This is a genomic window from Geodermatophilus sp. SYSU D00879 (genome assembly GCF_054050375.1).
Map to the genome: position 1 here is coordinate 95573 of NZ_JBJGZF010000013.1, position 16792 is coordinate 112364.

Sequence of the window (16792 nt, forward strand, 5' to 3'; positions counted from 1 at the left end):
GGATCAGCCCCCGATGGCCGACATCGGCCGGGACGGCTGCAGGAAGCTCGGGTCGTCGATGCCGTGGCCGGGGAGCTTGGCCAGGGTGGCGATCCGCCAGCGGTCGGCGAGCTCGGCGTCGGTGGCGCCCTCGCGCATCGCCGTCCGCAGGTCGGACTCCTCCCGGGCGAACAGGCAGTTGCGCACCTGGCCGTCGGCGGTGAGCCGGGTGCGGTCGCAGGTGCCGCAGAACGAGCGGGTGACCGAGGCGATCACGCCGACGGTGGCCGGGCCGCCGTCGACCAGCCACCGCTCGGCGGGCGCCGAGCCGCGCTCCTCGGTGTCGGGCGTGAGGTCGTGCGCGGCCGAGAGCCGCTCCAGGATGTCCTCGGCGGTGACCATCTCGCCGCGGGTCCAGGCGTGGTGCGCGTCGAGCGGCATCTGCTCGATGAACCGCAGCTGGTAGCCGCGCTCGAGGCAGAAGTCGAGCAGCGGGACGGCGTCGGCCTCGTTGATGCCGCGCAGCAGGACCGCGTTGACCTTCACCGGGGTGAGCCCGGCGTCCTGCGCGGCCTGCAGCCCGGCCAGGACGTCGTCGAGCCGGTCGCGGTGGGTCAGGGTCTTGAAACGCTCGCGGTCGAGGGTGTCGAGGCTGACGTTGATCCGGTCCAGCCCCGCCGCGGCCAGCGCGGGGGCGACGCGGGCCAGGCCGATGGCGTTGGTGGTGAGGCTGACCTCCGGCCGCGGGCGCAGCGCCGTCGTCGCCTCGACGATGCCGACCAGGCCCGGGCGCAGCAGCGGCTCGCCGCCGGTGAAGCGGACCTCGCGGATGCCCAGCTGCTCGACGCCGATGCGGACCAGCCGGACGACCTCGTCGTCGGTGAGCTGCTCGACCTTGGGCAGCCACTGCAGGCCCTCGGGCGGCATGCAGTAGGAGCAGCGCAGGTTGCAGCGGTCGGTGAGCGAGACCCGCAGGTCGGTGGCGACCCGGCCGTGCCGGTCGACCAGCCCGCCACTGACCGGGACGCCGTCGGCGGGACGGGTCCAGGGGTCGGGCAGCGGGGTGGCGCTCACGCCGCGAATGTAGTGCGGAACGCCGACGGCGTCCCCCGTCCCGCGGGAGGGCCTCCGGAACGCGCCGCATCCGCGGACGCGACCCGGGCGTACGGGCCGCGCCCGCGGATGCGGGAGTTGCGCCGGCGCTGCAACGCCGGCGGCGGTCAGCCGATCGGGGTGGGATCGGTCGGGTCCGGCGGCACGGGGACCGAACCCTGGATGCGGTTGCGGGCCTGGCAGTCGGAGGTGCAGCTGGTGGCGCCGGCCGACAGCTCGACCGCGTCCTCACCGAGCACGCCGCCCATCCGGCCGCCCGAGGCGACCGACCAGCGCGACGTCGTCGCGGTCTGCTCCAGCCGCGTGGCCACCTGCGGGCTGTCCTTGCCGAGCAGCATCTGGTGGGTCGCGTCGCCGGCGACGCCGTCACCGAAGTTGACCTTCCCCGTGTACTCGTTGACGAAGTAGTAGAGGCCGGCGCCGAGGGTGTGCACGTACTCGACGGCGGTGCCGAACTCCTGCTCCATCTGGAAGATGCCGCCCTGCGGGGCGTCCTTCGCCTGCACCTTGAGCTTGCCGGCCGCGGTGGCGAACTCGGCGACCAGGACGTCGTCGCGCAGCCGCAGCTCGGTGATCCGCACGCCGCGCAGCTGGGCGGCGGTGAGCACCGGGACCTTGGAGGCGAAGACGACGGTCGGCGCGGTGACCATGCGCTGCGGGTCGGGGGCGCCGGTGAGCGCGTAGTCGTACACACCGAGCGTCGCGGGGTCGATCGTGAAGGTGACGTGCCGGCCGCGGACGGCGACGGGGCCGGTCGGGGTCACGTCCCGCAGGCGGGTCTCGCGGCCCGCCGCCGGGTTCGACGTACGGCCGTTGACGGTGACGGCGAAGTCGCCGGTGACCGCCCCCTCGACGGAGCCGCCGTCGTCGCCCCCGGAGGCCGTGGCGGTGCCGGGCACGAGCAGGGCGGCGAGCGCGAGGAGCGGGACGAGCAGGAGGCGGAGACGCAGCGGGCGGGTCGTGGCCACGGGGATCCTCTGGTCGGTGTGACGGGTGCCGCACAGGGTGCATGAACGTTCATGTACCGCCGTCGGCGACACGCAGGACCGCGAGTGAAACGGGACGACGCCGTCGGGGCCCGTTGTTACGGTCGGGACGCCACCCGAGAGTCCGGCGGGCAGTCCCGCACTCGCCTGTGGCCAGGAAGCGCGAGAAGAGCCGGTGTCACCCCGCACGCTGTTCGGCCCCTACGGCCGCCTGTTCGCCGTCCCCGGAGCCGTCTGGTTCTCCCTCGCCGGGTGGGTCGCCCGGCTCCCCCTGCCGATGCTCGGCCTGGGCGCGGTGCTGCTGGTCGAGGGCGAGTCCGGCAGCTACGGCCTGGCCGGCGCCGTCTCCGGCACCCTCGCCCTCGCGGCCTCGGTCGGCGGGCCGCAGTGGGCCCGCGCCATGGACCGCCGCGGCCAGGGGCGGGTCCTGCAGGTGGCGATGGCCGCCTACCTCGTCACCGGGCTGGCGTTCGTCGGCGTCGTCGTCGCCGACGGGCCGCGCTGGGCGTGGTTCGCCCTCGCCGGCCTGACCGGGGCGAGCCTGCCCAACATCGGCGCGCTGGTCCGCGCCCGGTGGGCGGCCGCGCTGGAGGACGCCGAGCGCCGGCAGACCGCGTTCGCCTTCGAGTCCGTCGTCGACGAGGTCGTCTTCGTCGTCGGCCCGCCGCTGGTGACCGTGCTCGGCACGATGGTCGCCCCGGCCGCCGGCTTCACCACCGGCATCGTGCTGGGTACCGTCGGCGGGCTGTGGCTGGCCCGGCAGCGGGCCACCGAGCCCGTGGCGGCGCCCACCTCCGCCGGCGGTGGGCACCGCCGGCCGGCCGCCCTCAACGCGGCGGTGCTGCTGGTCTGCGCGACCTACCTGGGCGTGGGCACCGTGTTCGGCGCGATGGACGTCGTCGTCGTGGGCTTCGCCGAGGAGCAGGGGGCGCCCGCGCTGGCCGGGCTGGCGCTCGCGCTCTACGCCGGCGGCAGCCTGGTCGCCGGGCTCGCCTACGGCGTGGCGCGGCTGCGCGGCACGCTCGCCACCCGGTTCCTCGCGACGGCGGTCTTCTTCGGGCTGGCCGCGCAGGGGCTGTGGGCGGTGACCTCGCTGCCGCTGCTGGTCGGCGCCGGCTTCCTCGCCGGGCTCGCCGTCGCGCCGGTGCTGGTGTCCGGGACGTCGCTGGCCGAGTCGCGGGTGCCGCGGGCCGCGCTCACCGAGGCGCTGGCCTGGACCAACACCGGCCTGACGCTGGGCGTCACCGCCGGGTCGGCGCTGGCCGGCGCGGCGGTGGACGCGTGGGGTGCCCGGGCGGCGTTCGCCGTCCCCGCGCTGGCCGCGGCCGGCGCGGCCGGGCTCGCGCTGCTCGGCGCGCCGCTGCTGCGCCGCCCGGCGGCCGTGGCGGAGACCACGGAGGGGCGGGCGTCACGGGTTGGGGACGCGGTCGGCGGGTAGGCGGCCTCCTCGGGGGCCTGGCGCCGTGGAGTGGCGCGCCGCCCCCGTCCGCGACCGAGAGGGAGAGCCCGTGGCCACCGTGCCCACCATCCGCCTGAACAACGGCGTCGAGATCCCGCAGCTGGGCTTCGGCGTGTTCCAGATCCCGCCGGACCAGACCGTCGAGGCGACCCGCACCGCGCTCGAGGTCGGCTACCGCCACATCGACACCGCCGAGATGTACGGCAACGAGAAGGAGGTCGGCCAGGCGGTCCGCGAGTCCGGCATCGACCGGTCGGAGGTCTTCGTCACCAGCAAGCTCAACAACGGCTACCACCGCCGCGACGACGCGCTCAAGGCCTTCGACCAGACGATGGCCGACCTCGGGCTCGAGTACCTCGACCTGTTCCTGATCCACTGGCCGCTGCCCACGATCGACGTCGACTACGTCGAGACGTGGAAGGCCATGGAGGAGATCTACGCCGGCGGCCGGTGCCGCGCGATCGGCGTCTCCAACTTCAACCCGCACCACCTGCGCCGGCTGTTCTCCGAGACCGAGGTGCGCCCGGCGGTCAACCAGATCGAGGTGCACCCCTACCTCGCCAACGACGAGGTGCGCGCCTTCGACGCCGAGCACGAGATCGTCACCGAGGCCTGGTCGCCGATCGCGCAGGGCAAGGTCCTCGACGACCCGGCGATCGTCGCGATCGCGGAGAAGCTGGACCGCACGCCGGCCCAGGTCGTCCTGCGGTGGCACGTGCAGCGCGGCGACGTCGTCTTCCCGAAGTCGGTGACCCGCGCGCGGGTCGAGGAGAACTTCGCGCTGTTCGACTTCGAGCTCGACGAGGGCCAGATGGCCACCATCACCGGCCTCGACCGCGGCGAGCGCACCGGCCCCGACCCGGACACGTTCGACTACATCCCGGGCTGACCGCCCCCGCCTGCCCCCCACCGCTCGTGGCCCTCCTGCAGGGGCCCGCCGCGAGCCTGCGAGCGGTGGGGGGCAGGAGGGTCCTTCCTCAGGCCGTCGTGACGAAGTCGATGAGCTCCTCGACGCGGCCGATGAGCGCGGGCTCGAGGTCGGTCCAGGTCCGCACGCGGGCCAGGATCCGCTGGGCCCACACGTAGCCGGTGTCGTCCTCCCAGCCCAGGCGGCGGCAGACGCCGGTCTTCCAGTCCTCGCCCTTCGGCACCTCCGGCCAGGCGCGGATGCCGACGACGGAGGGCTTGACCGCCTGCCAGATGTCGATGAACGGGTGGCCGACGACGAGCGCGTGCTGACCGGTGACCTGCTCGGCGATCCGCGACTCCTTCGACCCGCGCACCAGGTGGTCGACCAGCACCCCGAGCCGCCGGCCCTGCCCGGGGCGGAACTCGCGGACGATGCCGGGCAGGTCGTCGACGCCGTGCAGCGGCTCCACGACGACGCCCTCGATGCGCAGGTCGTGGCCCCACACCTTCTCGACCAGCTCGGCGTCGTGCTTGCCCTCGACGTAGATGCGGCCCTCGCGGGCGACGCGGGCGCGCGCACCGGCCACGTAGGTCGAGCCCGACGCGCTGCGGGTCGGCGTCACCGGGCCCTTCGGCGTCGGGCGCACGAGCACCACCGGGCGGCCGTCGACCCAGAAGCCCGGGCCGAGGGGGTAGGCGCGGACCTTCCCGAACCGGTCCTCGAGGTGGACGACGTCCTTCTCGCAGCGCACGACGGCGCCGACGAACCCCGAGCTGGGGTCCTCGACGACGAGGTCGCGCTCGGCGGCCACCTGCGGCGGCGGCTTCTTGACCGTGCGGGGGTGCACCAGGTTGTCGTAGGGGGAACGGGGCGGCACGGTTCCCAGGAGAGCCGATGAGGGTGCCTCGGCCCGGCAGACGCGCCGGGCGGACCGCGTGTGAGGGACGCCGCGACACGCCCGGGGAACCGGCCGATTACGCACCGTAACGGTCCGTCGCGATGGGTCGACGACGGTGGGGGATGTACGAATGCCGCCGTGACCTGCGGAAACGCGATCCCGGCCGCCGGACCCGGCTCGACCGGCGCGGTACACGTTCAGCCACCGAAGCGTCCCAGTCGATCTCCGTCGTTTCGCTCCGCCGAGCCCGGTCACCCATTAACCCGACCGTCACACCACAGCTCAGATGGGAGCGAGAGCGACGATGATCGGCACCGACACCATCAGCCGCGTGATCGGCCAGGACGTCTACGACGAGGCCGGCGAGAAGATCGGCTCGGCCTCGGAGGTCTACCTCGACGACGAGACCGGTCAGCCGGAGTGGGCCACGGTGCGCACCGGGCTGTTCGGCACCAAGGAGTCCTTCGTCCCGCTGCGGGACGCCGACCTGACCAACGAGGGCCTGCGCGTACGCGTCAGCAAGGCCCAGGTCAAGGACGCCCCGAAGATCGACACGGACGGGCACCTGTCCCCGCAGGAGGAGCAGGAGCTGTACCGGTACTACGGCCTCGGCTTCGGCTCGGGCACGCAGACCACCACGCAGACCACCACGGACGTCGGCACCGCCGGCACCTACTCGATGGACCAGAGCCGGTCCCAGCAGGACCTGACGACGGCCGGCACCGGCACCGTCCGGGACCGCGACCGTGACGGCGTCTACGACGACGCCCGCGGCGCCGTCGGCCACGACACCTCCGGCCCGACGACCGACAACGCCATGACCCGCTCCGAGGAGCACCTCAACGTCGGCACCCAGCGCGTCGAGGCCGGCCGGGCGCGGCTGCGGAAGTACGTCGTCACGGAGAACGTGAGCCAGACCGTCCCCGTCTCCCACGAGGAGGTCCGGGTCGAGCGCGAGCCCATCACCGACGCCAACATCGGCAACGCGATGGACGGGCCGGCCATCTCCGAGGAGGAGCACGAGGTCGTCCTGCACGCCGAGCGCCCCGTGGTCTCCAAGGAGGCCACGCCGGTCGAGCGCGTCCGCCTCGACACCCAGACGGTGACCGAGCAGGAGACGGTCTCCGACCAGGTGCGCCGCGAGGAGATCGAGGTCGAGGGCGGCACGGCGGGCGTCGCCGGCACCACGACCGGGACGACCACCGGCACCACCGGGGACGACCGCAGCCTCGTGCAGAAGGCCAAGGACGCCCTGGACCGCGACAACGACGGCAAGATCGGCCGTTGATCCGGTAACAGCACCACGGCCCGGTCCTGACCGGGCGCACCAGACGGCGGTGGCCGGCCGGAGACGATGACTCCCGGCCGGCCACCGTGACGTCTGCAACGGTTGCGGGCACCGGGACCGTGGCGTGTCGCGCGCCTGCGCAGGTGGGATGCTCGGCGGCGTGACCGAGACCACGACCGAGCTCCCCGGGGCCGACGGCCTGCCCGGCGGACCCGACGAGCTGGCCGCGGCGCTCCGCTCCACCGGCTACCTCCCCGACGAGGGCCTGGCCACCGCCGCCTACCTGGCGCTGGTCATGCGCCGCCCGCTGTTCCTCGAGGGCGAGGCCGGCGTCGGCAAGACCGCCCTGGCCCGGGCGCTGGCCGAGGTCACCGGCCGCCCGCTGTACCGCCTGCAGTGCTACGAGGGCCTGGAGGCCAGCCAGGCGCTCTACGACTGGGACTTCGGCCGCCAGCTGCTGCACCTGCGCGCCGCCGAGGCCGCGCACGCCACGGCCGACACCGAGAGCCTCGAGGCCTCGCTCTACGACCGCCGGTTCCTGCTCGCCCGCCCGCTGCTGCAGGCGCTGGAGGACTCCCCGAGCGTGCTGCTGGTCGACGAGGTCGACCGCGCCGACGACGAGTTCGAGGCGTTCCTGCTCGAGGTCCTGTCGGACTTCACCATCTCCATCCCCGAGCTCGGCACCGTGCGCGCCGAGGTGCCGCCGCTGGTGGTGCTCACCTCCAACCGCACCCGAGAGGTGCACGACGCGCTCAAGCGCCGCTGCCTCTACCACTGGCTGCAGCACCCCGACTTCGACCGCGAGGTCGCCATCCTGCGCACCCGGCTGCCCGAGGTCACCGAGCAGCTGGCCCGCGAGGTGGCCCGGGCGACCGGGAAGCTGCGGACGCTGGACCTGCTCAAGCCGCCGGGCGTCGCCGAGGCGATGGACTGGGCCACCGCGCTGCACGCCCTGGGCGCCCGCGACCTCGACCCCGACCTCGCCGCCCGCACCCTCGGCGCGGTGCTCAAGTACCGCGAGGACACCGACCGGGTGCACGCGCTGGCCCGCGGAGCGCTGTTCGGCGGTGGCTGAGCGGGACGTCGTCGCCACGGTCCTGGGGTTCGCCCGGACGCTGCGCGCCGCCGGGGTGGCCGCCTCCCCGGACCGGGTCGAGGCGATGCTGTCGGCGGTGGCGGTGCTCGACGTCCTCGACGCCACCGCCGTCTACTGGGCCGGGCGGCTGACCCTGTGCTCGGGCCCCGACGACCTCGACCGCTACGACGCCGCCTTCGCCGCGTACTTCGGCGGCGAGGCGCCCCGGAGGGGGACGGCGGCGGGCCCCACCGGCCCGCCGCGGGTCGCCGTCACCGCGCCGCTGGAGCAGGGCAGCGGGTCCGGCGAGGAGGGCGAGGAGCCCTCGGACCTCGCCGTCGCCGCCTCGGCCGAGGAGGTGCTGCGCCACCGCGACGTCGCCGACCTGACCCCGGCCGAGCGGGAGCACCTGCGGCGGCTGTTCGCGCTGGTCCGCCCCGCGGCGCCGATGCGCCCGGCGCGCCGCCGCCGGCCGGCGCCGCACGGCGCGGTGCACCCGGCGCGCACGGTGCGGCGGGCGCTGCGCGACGGCGGCGAGGTCACCCGGCTGCTGCACCGGCGGGCCCGGCCGCGGCCCCGGCGGGTGGTGCTGCTGGTCGACGTCTCCGGCTCGATGAGCCCCTACGCCGACGCGCTGCTGCGCTTCGCCCACGCCGTCGTGCGCGCCCGGCCGGCCTCCACCGAGGTGTTCACCATCGGCACCCGGCTGACCCGGGTGACCCGCGAGATGCGGCTGCGCGACCCCGACCGGGCGCTGGCGGCCAGTGGCGGCGCGATCCCCGACTGGTCCGGCGGCACGCGGCTGGGCGAGGTGCTCAAGGCGTTCCTGGACCGGTGGGGGCAGCGCGGGACCGCCCGCGGCGCCGTCGTCGTGGTGTGCAGCGACGGGTGGGAGCGCGGCAGCCCCGACCTGCTGCGCGAGCAGATGGCGCGGCTGCGCCGGCTCGCGCACGCCGTCGTCTGGGTGAACCCGCACAAGGGCCGGGCCGGCTACGAGCCGCTGACCGGTGGGATGCAGGCGGCGCTGCCGTCGGTCGACGCGTTCGTGTCCGGGCACAGCCTGGCCGCGTTCGAAGAACTCTCAGGGGTGATCTCGCGTGCCTGAAGGACCCTCCTGCCCCCCACCGCTCGCAGGCTCGTGGCGGGCCCCTGCAGGAGGGCCGAGGTGCGAGGTGGAGGAGAGGCCGTATGCGTGAGGTCCTCGAGGAGCTGGTCGGCTGGTGGCAGGCCGGCGAGACGGTCGGCATGGGGACGGTGGTGGCCACCTGGCGGTCCGCGCCGCGGCCGGCCGGGGCGGCCATGCTGGTCGGACCCGACGGGACGGCGGTCGGCAGCGTGTCCGGCGGGTGCGTCGAGGGCGCGGTGTACGAGGAGGCGAAGGACGTCGTCGAGTCCGGCGTCCCGACGCTGGAGCGCTACGGCGTCAGCGACGACGACGCGTTCGCCGTCGGGCTGACCTGCGGCGGCATCCTCGACGTGTTCGTCGAGCCGGTCTCCCGCGAGTCCTTCCCCGAGCTGGGCGAGATCGCCGAGTCGGTGGGCCGGCACGAGCCGGTCGCCGTCGTCACCTGCGTGCGCGGACCCGAGGACCGCATCGGCCGGCGGCTGGTGCTCTGGCCCGACCGCAGCTCCGGCACCCTCGGCCTGCAGCGCCTCGACGACGCCGTCGCCGACGACGCCCGCGGCATGCTCGCCGCCGGCCGCACCGGCACGCTGACCTACGGCCACGACGGCGAGCGGCGCGGCGACGAGCTCACCCTGTTCGTCTCCTCGTTCGCCCCGCCGGCGCGGATGGTCGTGTTCGGCGCCATCGACTTCGCCGCCGCCGTCGCTCGGGTCGGGGCGTTCCTCGGCTACCGGGTGACCGTCTGCGACGCCCGGCCGGTGTTCGCCACCGCCCGCCGCTTCCCCGACGCGCACGAGGTCGTCGTCGAGTGGCCGCACCGCTACCTGCAGGCCGAGGTCGACGCCGGGCGGATCGACGAGCGCACCGTGCTGTGCGTGCTCACCCACGACCCGAAGTTCGACGTCCCGCTGCTGGAGGTCGCGCTGCGGCTGCCGGTGGCCTACGTCGGCGCGATGGGCTCGCGGCGCACCCACGACGAGCGGCTCGAGCGGCTGCGCGAGGCGGGGCTGTCCGAGGCCGAGTTGGCCCGGCTGTCCTCGCCGATCGGCCTGGACCTGGGGGCCCGCACGCCCGAGGAGACCGCCGTCTCGATCGCCGCGGAGATCATCGCCGGGCGCTGGGGCGGCACGGGCGAGCGGCTGAGCGGCACCGCCGGGCCGATCCACCACACCGCGGAGCGCTGAGGGTCGCTCCCATAGCGGATCAGGCATACCGTTCCCGGTATGCCGCCGCCGCGCCGCAGCCGCTTCCCCGGCCTGGAGGACCGGGGGGAGCCCCGGCGCGGGCTGATCGAGGAGCTGGTCCGGCTGCGCCGGGAGAGCGAGCTGAGCCAGACGCAGGTCGCGGCGCGCATGGGGACGTCGCAGTCCGCCGTCGCCCGCCTGGAGAGCGGGGAGCTGGACGCGCGGCTGTCGACGCTGGAGCGCTACGCGGCCGCCCTGGGCCGCACCGTCGACTGGCAGGTCCGCACGTCCGAGGAGTTCCCGTGACCCGTCCCTCAGGAACCTGGCCGCCCCTCCCGCCGGAGCCCCCGTTCCCGCTGCCGCCGCCCGACCACCCGCGCAGCCCGTGGCAGCCGCCGCCGCGGCCGCCGGCCGTCCCCGGGCAGGGCGCGACGACGATGTCCGTCGTCGTCGGCTCGCCCGACTGGCTGGCCGAGCGGCTGGTCGAGCACCGCATGGTGACGCTGTCCGGCGAACTGGACGCCGACGCGGTCAACCGGGCGGTCGCCGAGCTGGCGCTGCTCGACGCCGACGGGGACGGCCCGGTGCAGCTGCGGCTGTCGGGCGTGAGCGCCGACCTGGACGCCGCCCTGGTCCTCGTCGACGCCATCGACCTCATGGGCGCCCCGGTGCACGTCACCTGCCTCGGCACGATCGCCGGAGCCGCCGTCGCCGTCCTCGCGGTGGCCGACCGGCGCACCGCCGGGACGCACGCCTCGTTCCAGCTGACCGAGCCGCGGGCACCGGGCAGCGGCCTGGGCCGGGACGTCGAGGTCCTCGCCGCCGAGCACGCCCGCCGGCTGCGCCGGCTGCAGGAGCGGCTGGCCGGGGCCACCGGCCGCGACGTCGAGCAGGTGGCCGCCGACATGCGCGCCGGCCGGCTGCTCTCCGCCGAGGAGGCCCGGGAGTACGGGCTGGTCGACCGCTGAACGCCGACCGGCCGCACGCCTACGACGTCGAGGTCGTGGGGCTGCTCGTCTCGCCGGTGCACCGGTACGACGGGCGGCCGGGCGGCGTCGTCCCGCCGCAGGACGGCGACCGGGTCGACCGGGTCGAGGTGCGCGCCGGGCACGGCATCGTCAGCGACCGCTACGCCGGCCGGCCCGCGCACCGCGACGCCGCCGTCACCGTGCTCGCCGCCGAGTCGGTCGAGGCGCTGGCCGCCGAGCTCGGCGCCGGCCCGTTGGACCCGCTGCTCGCCCGGCGCAACGTCGTCCTGCGCGGCGCCGAGGTGGAGGCCCTGCGGGGTGCGGTGTTCGCGCTCGACTGCGGGGAGGGGGTCGTCGTCCTGCGCGGCGGGCGGCCGGCCAACCCGTGCGCCTGGCTGGACACCGTGCTGGCGCCCGGCGCGCACCGCGGGATGCGCGGCCGCGGCGGGGTCCGCTGCGCCCCGCTGACCGACGGCGTCCTGCGGCTCGGGCCCGCCGTCCTCACCAGCGCCGTCCCGCTCGACCCGGCCCGCGCCGGGGAGGCCCACCGCGTGCTGCCGCGGCCCCGTCCGTAACCTGCCTCACATCCACCGCCGTGCTCAGAGAGGAGCCGCGTGACGCCGACCGTGCCGCACCCGGTCATCGGGCTCCGCCGGGAGCGCGAGGTGCTCACGGTCGCGCTGCGCACCAACCGGCACGTCGTCCTCGAGGGACCGCCGGGCACCGGCAAGTCGACGCTGCTCCGCTCGATCGCGGCGGAGACCGGCCAGGAGGTCGTGTTCGTCGAGGGCAACGCCGAACTGACGCCGGCCCGGCTGATCGGCCAGTACGACCCTGCCGCCGTCCTCGCCGAGGGCTACGTGCCCGGCAGCTTCACCGACGGGCCGCTGCTGACGGCGATGCGCGGGCACGGGCTGCTCTACCTCGAGGAGCTCAACCGGATCCCCGAGGAGACGCTCAACGTCCTGATCACGGTGCTCACGGAGGGCGAGATCACCGTGCCGCGGCTCGGGCACGTGCGGGCGGCCGCGGGCTTCCGGCTGATCGCGGCGATGAACCCGTTCGACGCGATCGGCACCGCCCGCGTCGGGCAGGCGATCGCCGACCGCATGTGCCGCGTCGTCCTCGGCTACCAGGACGCCGCCTCCGAGCGGGCCATCGTCGCCGCGGTGACGGGCGCGCCGCCGCCGCTCATCGGGCTCGCCGTCCGGCTGGTGCGGGCCTCCCGCGAGCACCGCGACGTCCGGATGGGCTCGTCGGTGCGCGGCGCCACCGACCTGGTGCTGCTGCTCGGCGGCCTGCTGGAGATGCGCGGGCAGGCCGGCCTGGGTGCCGACGGCGCCCGCGAGACCGCCCGCGACGCCGCGCACGCCGCCCTGTCGGGCCGGATCCGGGTCGCCGAGGGCGTCGAGCGCGCGCCCGAGGCGGTCATCGACGAGATCCTCGACGGCGTCTGGCCACCGGACGGGCCGCCACCGCCGGACGAGGAGGAGCCCCCCGCTCCCGCCGAGGGGGGTGGCGAGGGAAAAGCAGGAGGCCCGCCGGAGTCACCGGCGGGCCCTGACCCCTCCGCCTCCCCGCGCCGCGACCGCCGCGGCGGGGGCGGTCGCCGGCAGACCAGCCGTCGCGAGATGGCCGCCCGCCACGACGCGTTCGAGGAGGTCAGCCCGGAGGTCGGCGAGCTCGACGAGGATGCCTTCGCCGAGCTGATGGCCCAGGACGCCGACGCCGCGGCCGCCCTGCTCACCGACCTGGCCGCGGCCACCGACCGCGAGCTGCGCGCCGCCGCCCGGCGCCTGGCCGGCCGGGTGTTCGTGCAGGTCGGCCGGGTGGGCCGGTCGCGCACCCGCGGCACCCGGCGGCTGGTGCCCGACCGGCACGGGGACGGCGACCTGGACCTCGACCGCACGCTCGACCGGTGGGACGTCGGGACGCCGCTGCAGGCCGGCGACCTGGTCACGCGGCGGTGGACCGGGCACCGGCGGGCGGTGTGCCTCGCCGTCGACACCTCCGGCTCGATGACCGGGCTCGGGGTGGCGATCGCGGCGGTGGCGGCGGCCGGCGTCGTCCTCACCGGCGACGAGCGGCTGCGCACCAGCCTGATCACCTTCGGCCGGGACGTCGACGTCGTGCAGCGCCAGGGGCAGCGGCGGGCCGCGGAGGACGTCGTCACGCACCTGCTCGGCCTGCGCGGGCACGGGATGACCGACGTCGCCGGCGCGCTGCGGGCCGCCCGGCTGCAGCTAGCCGCCGAGGTCGCCGACGAGCGGGTGGTCGTGCTGCTGTCGGACTGCCTGCACACCACCGGCGATCCGCCCGAGACCGCGCTCGCCGGCATCGACCGGCTGCACGTGCTCTGCCCGCTGCCCACGCCCGAGGCCGAGACGGCGGCGCGCTCGCTGGCCGCGCGGGGCGCGGGGACGGCGCAGATGGTGCGGACCGTGCGCGACCTCGGCCCCGCCCTCACCCGCCTGCTGGGCTGACCGTGGAGCCGACCATCGGACGCGTGCACGGTCGCCCGGCGTGTCCGCCCGTGTCGCGTGCACGCAGCCGATGATCGACACGGTGAGCGGGCGGTCTCAGGGATGAGGCCGAGCCTCCGGGCGCGGGAGACGGCCTCCAGGCGGGTGTGCGGGTCGAGCTCGGTCATCGCCGAGCCCAGGTAGCTCTTCACCGTCTCCGGGCGCAGCGACAGCCGCGCGGCGACCTCCCGGTTGCTGCAGCCCAGCGCCACGTGGGTCAGGACGTCGACCTCGCGCCCGACGGCGGTGACCCAGGTCACGTCCACGCGGGTCGGGGAGGCGGTCCCGTTCCGTTGCGACCTCGGGCAACGCCCGGCGCGATCGGGGGTGGCCGGCCCGCCCGTCCGCGCCGACGATGCGGGGAGGAGTCCCCGACGACGAGGAGCCGCCGATGCCCGGCACCGCCACCGCCGCCTACCGCGCCGCCCGCGACCAGCTGCTCGCGCTGCGCGGGGACCCCGTCAAGGCCGCGCAGGAGTTCCGCTGGCCGGTGTTCGACGGGCCGTTCAACTGGGCGGTCGACTGGTTCGACGTGATCGCCCGGGGCGTCGAGCGGCCCGGGCTGGTGATCGCCCAGGAGGACGGCACCGAGGGCAGCTGGTCCTTCGACCAGCTCGCCCGCCGCTCCGACCAGGTGGCGGCCTGGCTGCGCGAGCGGGGCGTGCGGCGCGGCGACCGCGTCGTCCTCATGCTCGGCAACCGGGTGGAGCTGTGGGAGTCGATGCTCGCCGTCATGAAGCTCGGCGCCGTCATCATGCCGACGACGACGGCGCTGCCGCCCGCCGACCTCGCCGACCGCATCGGGCGCACCAGGGCCCGGCACGTGGTCGCCGACGCCGCCGAGGCGGGGAAGTTCGACGCCGTCCCCGGCGACCACGGCCGGATCGCCGTCGGCGGGGAGCCCGCCGGCTGGGCGCCCTACGCGGACTCGGCCGGCGCGCCGGACCGGCCGCTGGGCCACCCCGGCACCGCGCCCGGCGACCCGCTGCTCCTGTACTTCACCAGCGGCACCACCAGCCGGCCCAAGCTGGTCGAGCACACGCAGGTCAGCTATCCGGTCGGGCACCTGTCGACGATGTACTGGCAGGGCCTGCAGCCCGGCGACCGGCACCTCAACATCAGCTCCCCGGGGTGGGCCAAGCACGCCTGGAGCTGCTTCTTCGCGCCGTGGGCCGCCGAGGCGACCGTCCACCTGCTCGACCACCGCCGCTTCGACCCCGCGGTGCTGCTCGGCCGGATCCGCGACGCCGGCATCACCAACTTCTGCGCCCCGCCCACGGTCTGGCGGATGCTCATCCAGGCCGACCTGTCCGGCGGCCCCGGGCGGCTGCGCGAGGTCCTGGCCGCCGGCGAGCCGCTCAACCCCGAGGTGATCGAGCAGGTCCGGCGGCACTGGGGCCTGATGCTGCGTGACGGCTACGGCCAGACCGAGACGACGGCGTCGGTGGGCAACCCGCCCGGCGCGGAGGTGCGGCCGGGCTCGATGGGCCGGCCGCTGCCCGGCGTGCCCGTGGTGCTCGTCGACCCGGTCACCGGGGAGCAGGCGGACGAGGGCGAGATCTGCCTGGACCTCGCGCAGCGGCCGACGGGCCTGATGACCGGCTACCAGGGCGACCCCGAGCGGGCCGCCGAGGCGATGGCCGGCGGGTACTACCACACCGGCGACGTCGCGACCCGGGACGCGGACGGCTACGTCACCTACGTCGGGCGCACCGACGACGTCTTCAAGGCCAGCGACTACAAGATCAGCCCGTTCGAGCTGGAGAGCGTGCTCATCGAGCACCCGGCGGTGGTGGAGGCCGCCGTCGTCCCGGTGCCGGACCCGGTGCGGCTGGCGGTGCCCAAGGCCTACGTCACCCTCGCCCCGGGCTGGGAGCCGGGGCCGGAGACGGCTCTGGCGGTGCTGCGGCACGCGCGCGAGCGGCTGGCGCCCTACCTGCGGGTGCGGCGGGTGGAGTTCGCGGAGCTGCCCAAGACCATCTCGGGCAAGATCCGCCGGGTCGAGCTGCGGCAGCGGGAGGAGCGGGCGGCGCCGCGGGGCACCGGCACCGACTGGGCGGACACCGACTTCCCCGAGCTGCGCGGCTGAGCCGCTCCCCGTGCCCGCCGGGGACGCCGGCGGGCACGGGGGGACGGGTCAGCGGTCGGAGTCGCCGTAGACGACCATCCCGCGGATGTTCTTGCCGTCGCGCATGTCCTGGTAGCCCTGGTTGATGTCCTCGAGCTTGTACTTCGTGGTGGCGAGCTCGTCGAGCTTGAGCTGGCCCTCCTGGTAGAGCGAGAGCAGCTCGGGGATCGCCGCCCGCGGGGCCAGGCCGCCGAAGATGGCGCCCTGCAGGTCCTTCTGCAGCAGGGTGAGCTCGAACAGGCTGAGCTTGACGTCGGTGTTGGCGGCGTTGCCCATGCCGGTGACGACGGCGCGGCCGCCCTTGCCGGTGAGGCTGAGCGCGGTCTGGATGTCCTCGCCCTGGATGTCGCCGACCGTGATGATCGTCTTGTCCGCCATCCGGCCCCAGGTCAGCTCGTTGACCTTCTCGGTGGCCTCCTCGGCCGACTCGAACACGTGCGTGGCGCCGAGGTCCATCGCCCACTCGCGCTTCTTCGCCACGGGCTCGATGACCATGACCCGCTTCGCGCCGGCCGCCGCCGCGCCCTGGACGGCGTTCATGCCGACTCCGCCGGCGCCCATGACGACGACGTTCTCGCCCGGCCGCACGTCGGCGACCTTGGTCGCCGAGCCCCAGCCGGTGGTGACGCCGCAACCGACCAGCGCGGCGATCTCCAGCGGGATGTCGGGCTCGATCTTCACGACCGACGCCTGGTGCACGGTGATGTAGGGGGAGAACGTGCCGAGCAGGCACATCGGGATGACGTCCTGACCGCGCGCCTGGATGCGGTAGCTGCCGTCGGAGATCGAGGTGCCGGCCAGCAGGTTCGCGCCCAGGTCGCAGAGGTTCTGCATGCCCTTGGAACACGGGGGGCACTGGCCGCAGGCGGGGATGAAGGCGGTGACGACGTGGTCGCCCTCCTGCAGGCCCGTCACGCCGGGGCCGACCTTCGTGACCACGCCGGAGCCCTCGTGCCCGCCGATGACCGGGTAGAAGGCGACCGGGGTCCCGCCGGTGACGAGGTGCTCGTCGCTGTGGCACAGCCCGGAGGCGGCCAGCTGGACCTGGACCTCGCCCTCCTTCGGGTCACCCAGCTCGATCTCCTCGATCGACCACTCCTCGCCGACGCCCCACAGGATCGCGCCCTTGGTCTTCACCCGGTGTCCTCTCGGTCCG

The 16792-nt window shown here is 75.3% G+C and carries 15 protein-coding genes and 1 pseudogene; 11 read left to right on the forward strand and 5 right to left on the reverse strand.

Annotation, left to right across the window (positions count from 1 at the left end; all coding sequences use genetic code 11):
* Window positions 1–3: 3 nt before the first annotated feature.
* Window positions 4–1053: a GTP 3',8-cyclase MoaA gene (moaA, locus tag ACI79B_RS16815; RefSeq protein WP_456930089.1), complete on the reverse strand. Its 1050-nt coding sequence runs from the start codon at window positions 1051–1053 to the stop codon at window positions 4–6.
* A 146-nt stretch (window positions 1054–1199) separates the two neighbouring features.
* Window positions 1200–2060: a hypothetical protein gene (locus ACI79B_RS16820; RefSeq protein WP_456930090.1), complete on the reverse strand. Its 861-nt coding sequence runs from the start codon at window positions 2058–2060 to the stop codon at window positions 1200–1202.
* Window positions 2061–2253: 193 nt separating this feature from the next.
* Here ACI79B_RS16820 and ACI79B_RS16825 point away from each other — a divergent pair, with 193 nt between their 5' ends.
* Window positions 2254–3516: an MFS transporter gene (locus tag ACI79B_RS16825; RefSeq protein WP_456930091.1), complete on the forward strand. Its 1263-nt coding sequence runs from the start codon at window positions 2254–2256 to the stop codon at window positions 3514–3516.
* Window positions 3517–3586: 70 nt separating this feature from the next.
* Window positions 3587–4426, forward strand: a complete 840-nt coding sequence (locus ACI79B_RS16830; RefSeq protein WP_456930092.1) for an aldo/keto reductase — start codon at window positions 3587–3589, stop codon at window positions 4424–4426.
* Window positions 4427–4514: 88 nt separating this feature from the next.
* Here the strand turns inward: ACI79B_RS16830 and ACI79B_RS16835 are convergent, their stop codons facing one another.
* Window positions 4515–5324, reverse strand: coding sequence for a DUF3097 domain-containing protein (locus ACI79B_RS16835; RefSeq protein WP_456930093.1), 810 nt, complete (start codon window positions 5322–5324; stop codon window positions 4515–4517).
* Between the two features lie 325 nt (window positions 5325–5649).
* Here ACI79B_RS16835 and ACI79B_RS16840 point away from each other — a divergent pair, with 325 nt between their 5' ends.
* The 8 genes from ACI79B_RS16840 to ACI79B_RS16875 all read left to right on the forward strand — a co-directional run bounded on the left by ACI79B_RS16840 (window position 5650) and on the right by ACI79B_RS16875 (window position 13469).
* Window positions 5650–6633, forward strand: a complete 984-nt coding sequence (locus ACI79B_RS16840; RefSeq protein ID WP_456930094.1) for a PRC and DUF2382 domain-containing protein — start codon at window positions 5650–5652, stop codon at window positions 6631–6633.
* A 160-nt stretch (window positions 6634–6793) separates the two neighbouring features.
* Window positions 6794–7708 carry an AAA family ATPase gene (locus ACI79B_RS16845; protein WP_456930095.1) on the forward strand — a complete coding sequence of 305 codons (915 nt, stop codon included), beginning with the start codon at window positions 6794–6796 and terminating at the stop codon, window positions 7706–7708.
* Complete coding sequence (locus tag ACI79B_RS16850; protein ID WP_456930096.1) at window positions 7701–8813, forward strand: vWA domain-containing protein; 1113 nt, start codon at window positions 7701–7703, stop codon at window positions 8811–8813. The genes ACI79B_RS16845 and ACI79B_RS16850 overlap by 8 nt, the downstream gene beginning before the upstream one ends.
* A gap of 83 nt (window positions 8814–8896) precedes the next feature.
* Window positions 8897–10018, forward strand: a complete 1122-nt coding sequence (locus tag ACI79B_RS16855; protein WP_456930097.1) for an XdhC family protein — start codon at window positions 8897–8899, stop codon at window positions 10016–10018.
* Window positions 10019–10057: 39 nt separating this feature from the next.
* The gene (locus tag ACI79B_RS16860; RefSeq protein WP_456930098.1) at window positions 10058–10324 is read left to right on the forward strand and encodes a helix-turn-helix domain-containing protein; all 267 of its coding nucleotides are present in this window, start codon (window positions 10058–10060) and stop codon (window positions 10322–10324) included.
* Window positions 10321–10986 (forward strand): ATP-dependent Clp protease proteolytic subunit, encoded by a 666-nt coding sequence (locus tag ACI79B_RS16865; protein ID WP_456930099.1) that lies wholly within the window; start codon window positions 10321–10323, stop codon window positions 10984–10986. Before ACI79B_RS16860 ends, ACI79B_RS16865 begins: the two co-directional genes overlap by 4 nt.
* Before the next feature lie 35 nt (window positions 10987–11021).
* Window positions 11022–11561, forward strand: a complete 540-nt coding sequence (locus ACI79B_RS16870) for an MOSC domain-containing protein (protein ID WP_456930100.1) — start codon at window positions 11022–11024, stop codon at window positions 11559–11561.
* A 39-nt stretch (window positions 11562–11600) separates the two neighbouring features.
* Window positions 11601–13469 carry an AAA family ATPase gene (locus tag ACI79B_RS16875; RefSeq protein WP_456930101.1) on the forward strand — a complete coding sequence of 623 codons (1869 nt, stop codon included), beginning with the start codon at window positions 11601–11603 and terminating at the stop codon, window positions 13467–13469.
* Window positions 13470–13603: 134 nt separating this feature from the next.
* Here the strand turns inward: ACI79B_RS16875 and ACI79B_RS16880 are convergent.
* Window positions 13604–13774: pseudogene (locus tag ACI79B_RS16880) on the reverse strand (response regulator transcription factor); the annotation flags it as partial.
* 125 nt (window positions 13775–13899) lie between these two features.
* On the opposite strand from ACI79B_RS16880, the gene ACI79B_RS16885 reads away from it, so the two are divergent.
* Entirely contained in the window at window positions 13900–15597 is a 1698-nt protein-coding gene (locus tag ACI79B_RS16885) for an AMP-binding protein (RefSeq protein ID WP_456930102.1), read from the forward strand.
* A 48-nt stretch (window positions 15598–15645) separates the two neighbouring features.
* Here ACI79B_RS16885 and ACI79B_RS16890 read toward each other — a convergent pair whose 3' ends face one another.
* Window positions 15646–16773 carry an NDMA-dependent alcohol dehydrogenase gene (locus ACI79B_RS16890; protein WP_456930103.1) on the reverse strand — a complete coding sequence of 376 codons (1128 nt, stop codon included), beginning with the start codon at window positions 16771–16773 and terminating at the stop codon, window positions 15646–15648.
* Between the last annotated feature and the right edge of the window lie 19 nt (window positions 16774–16792).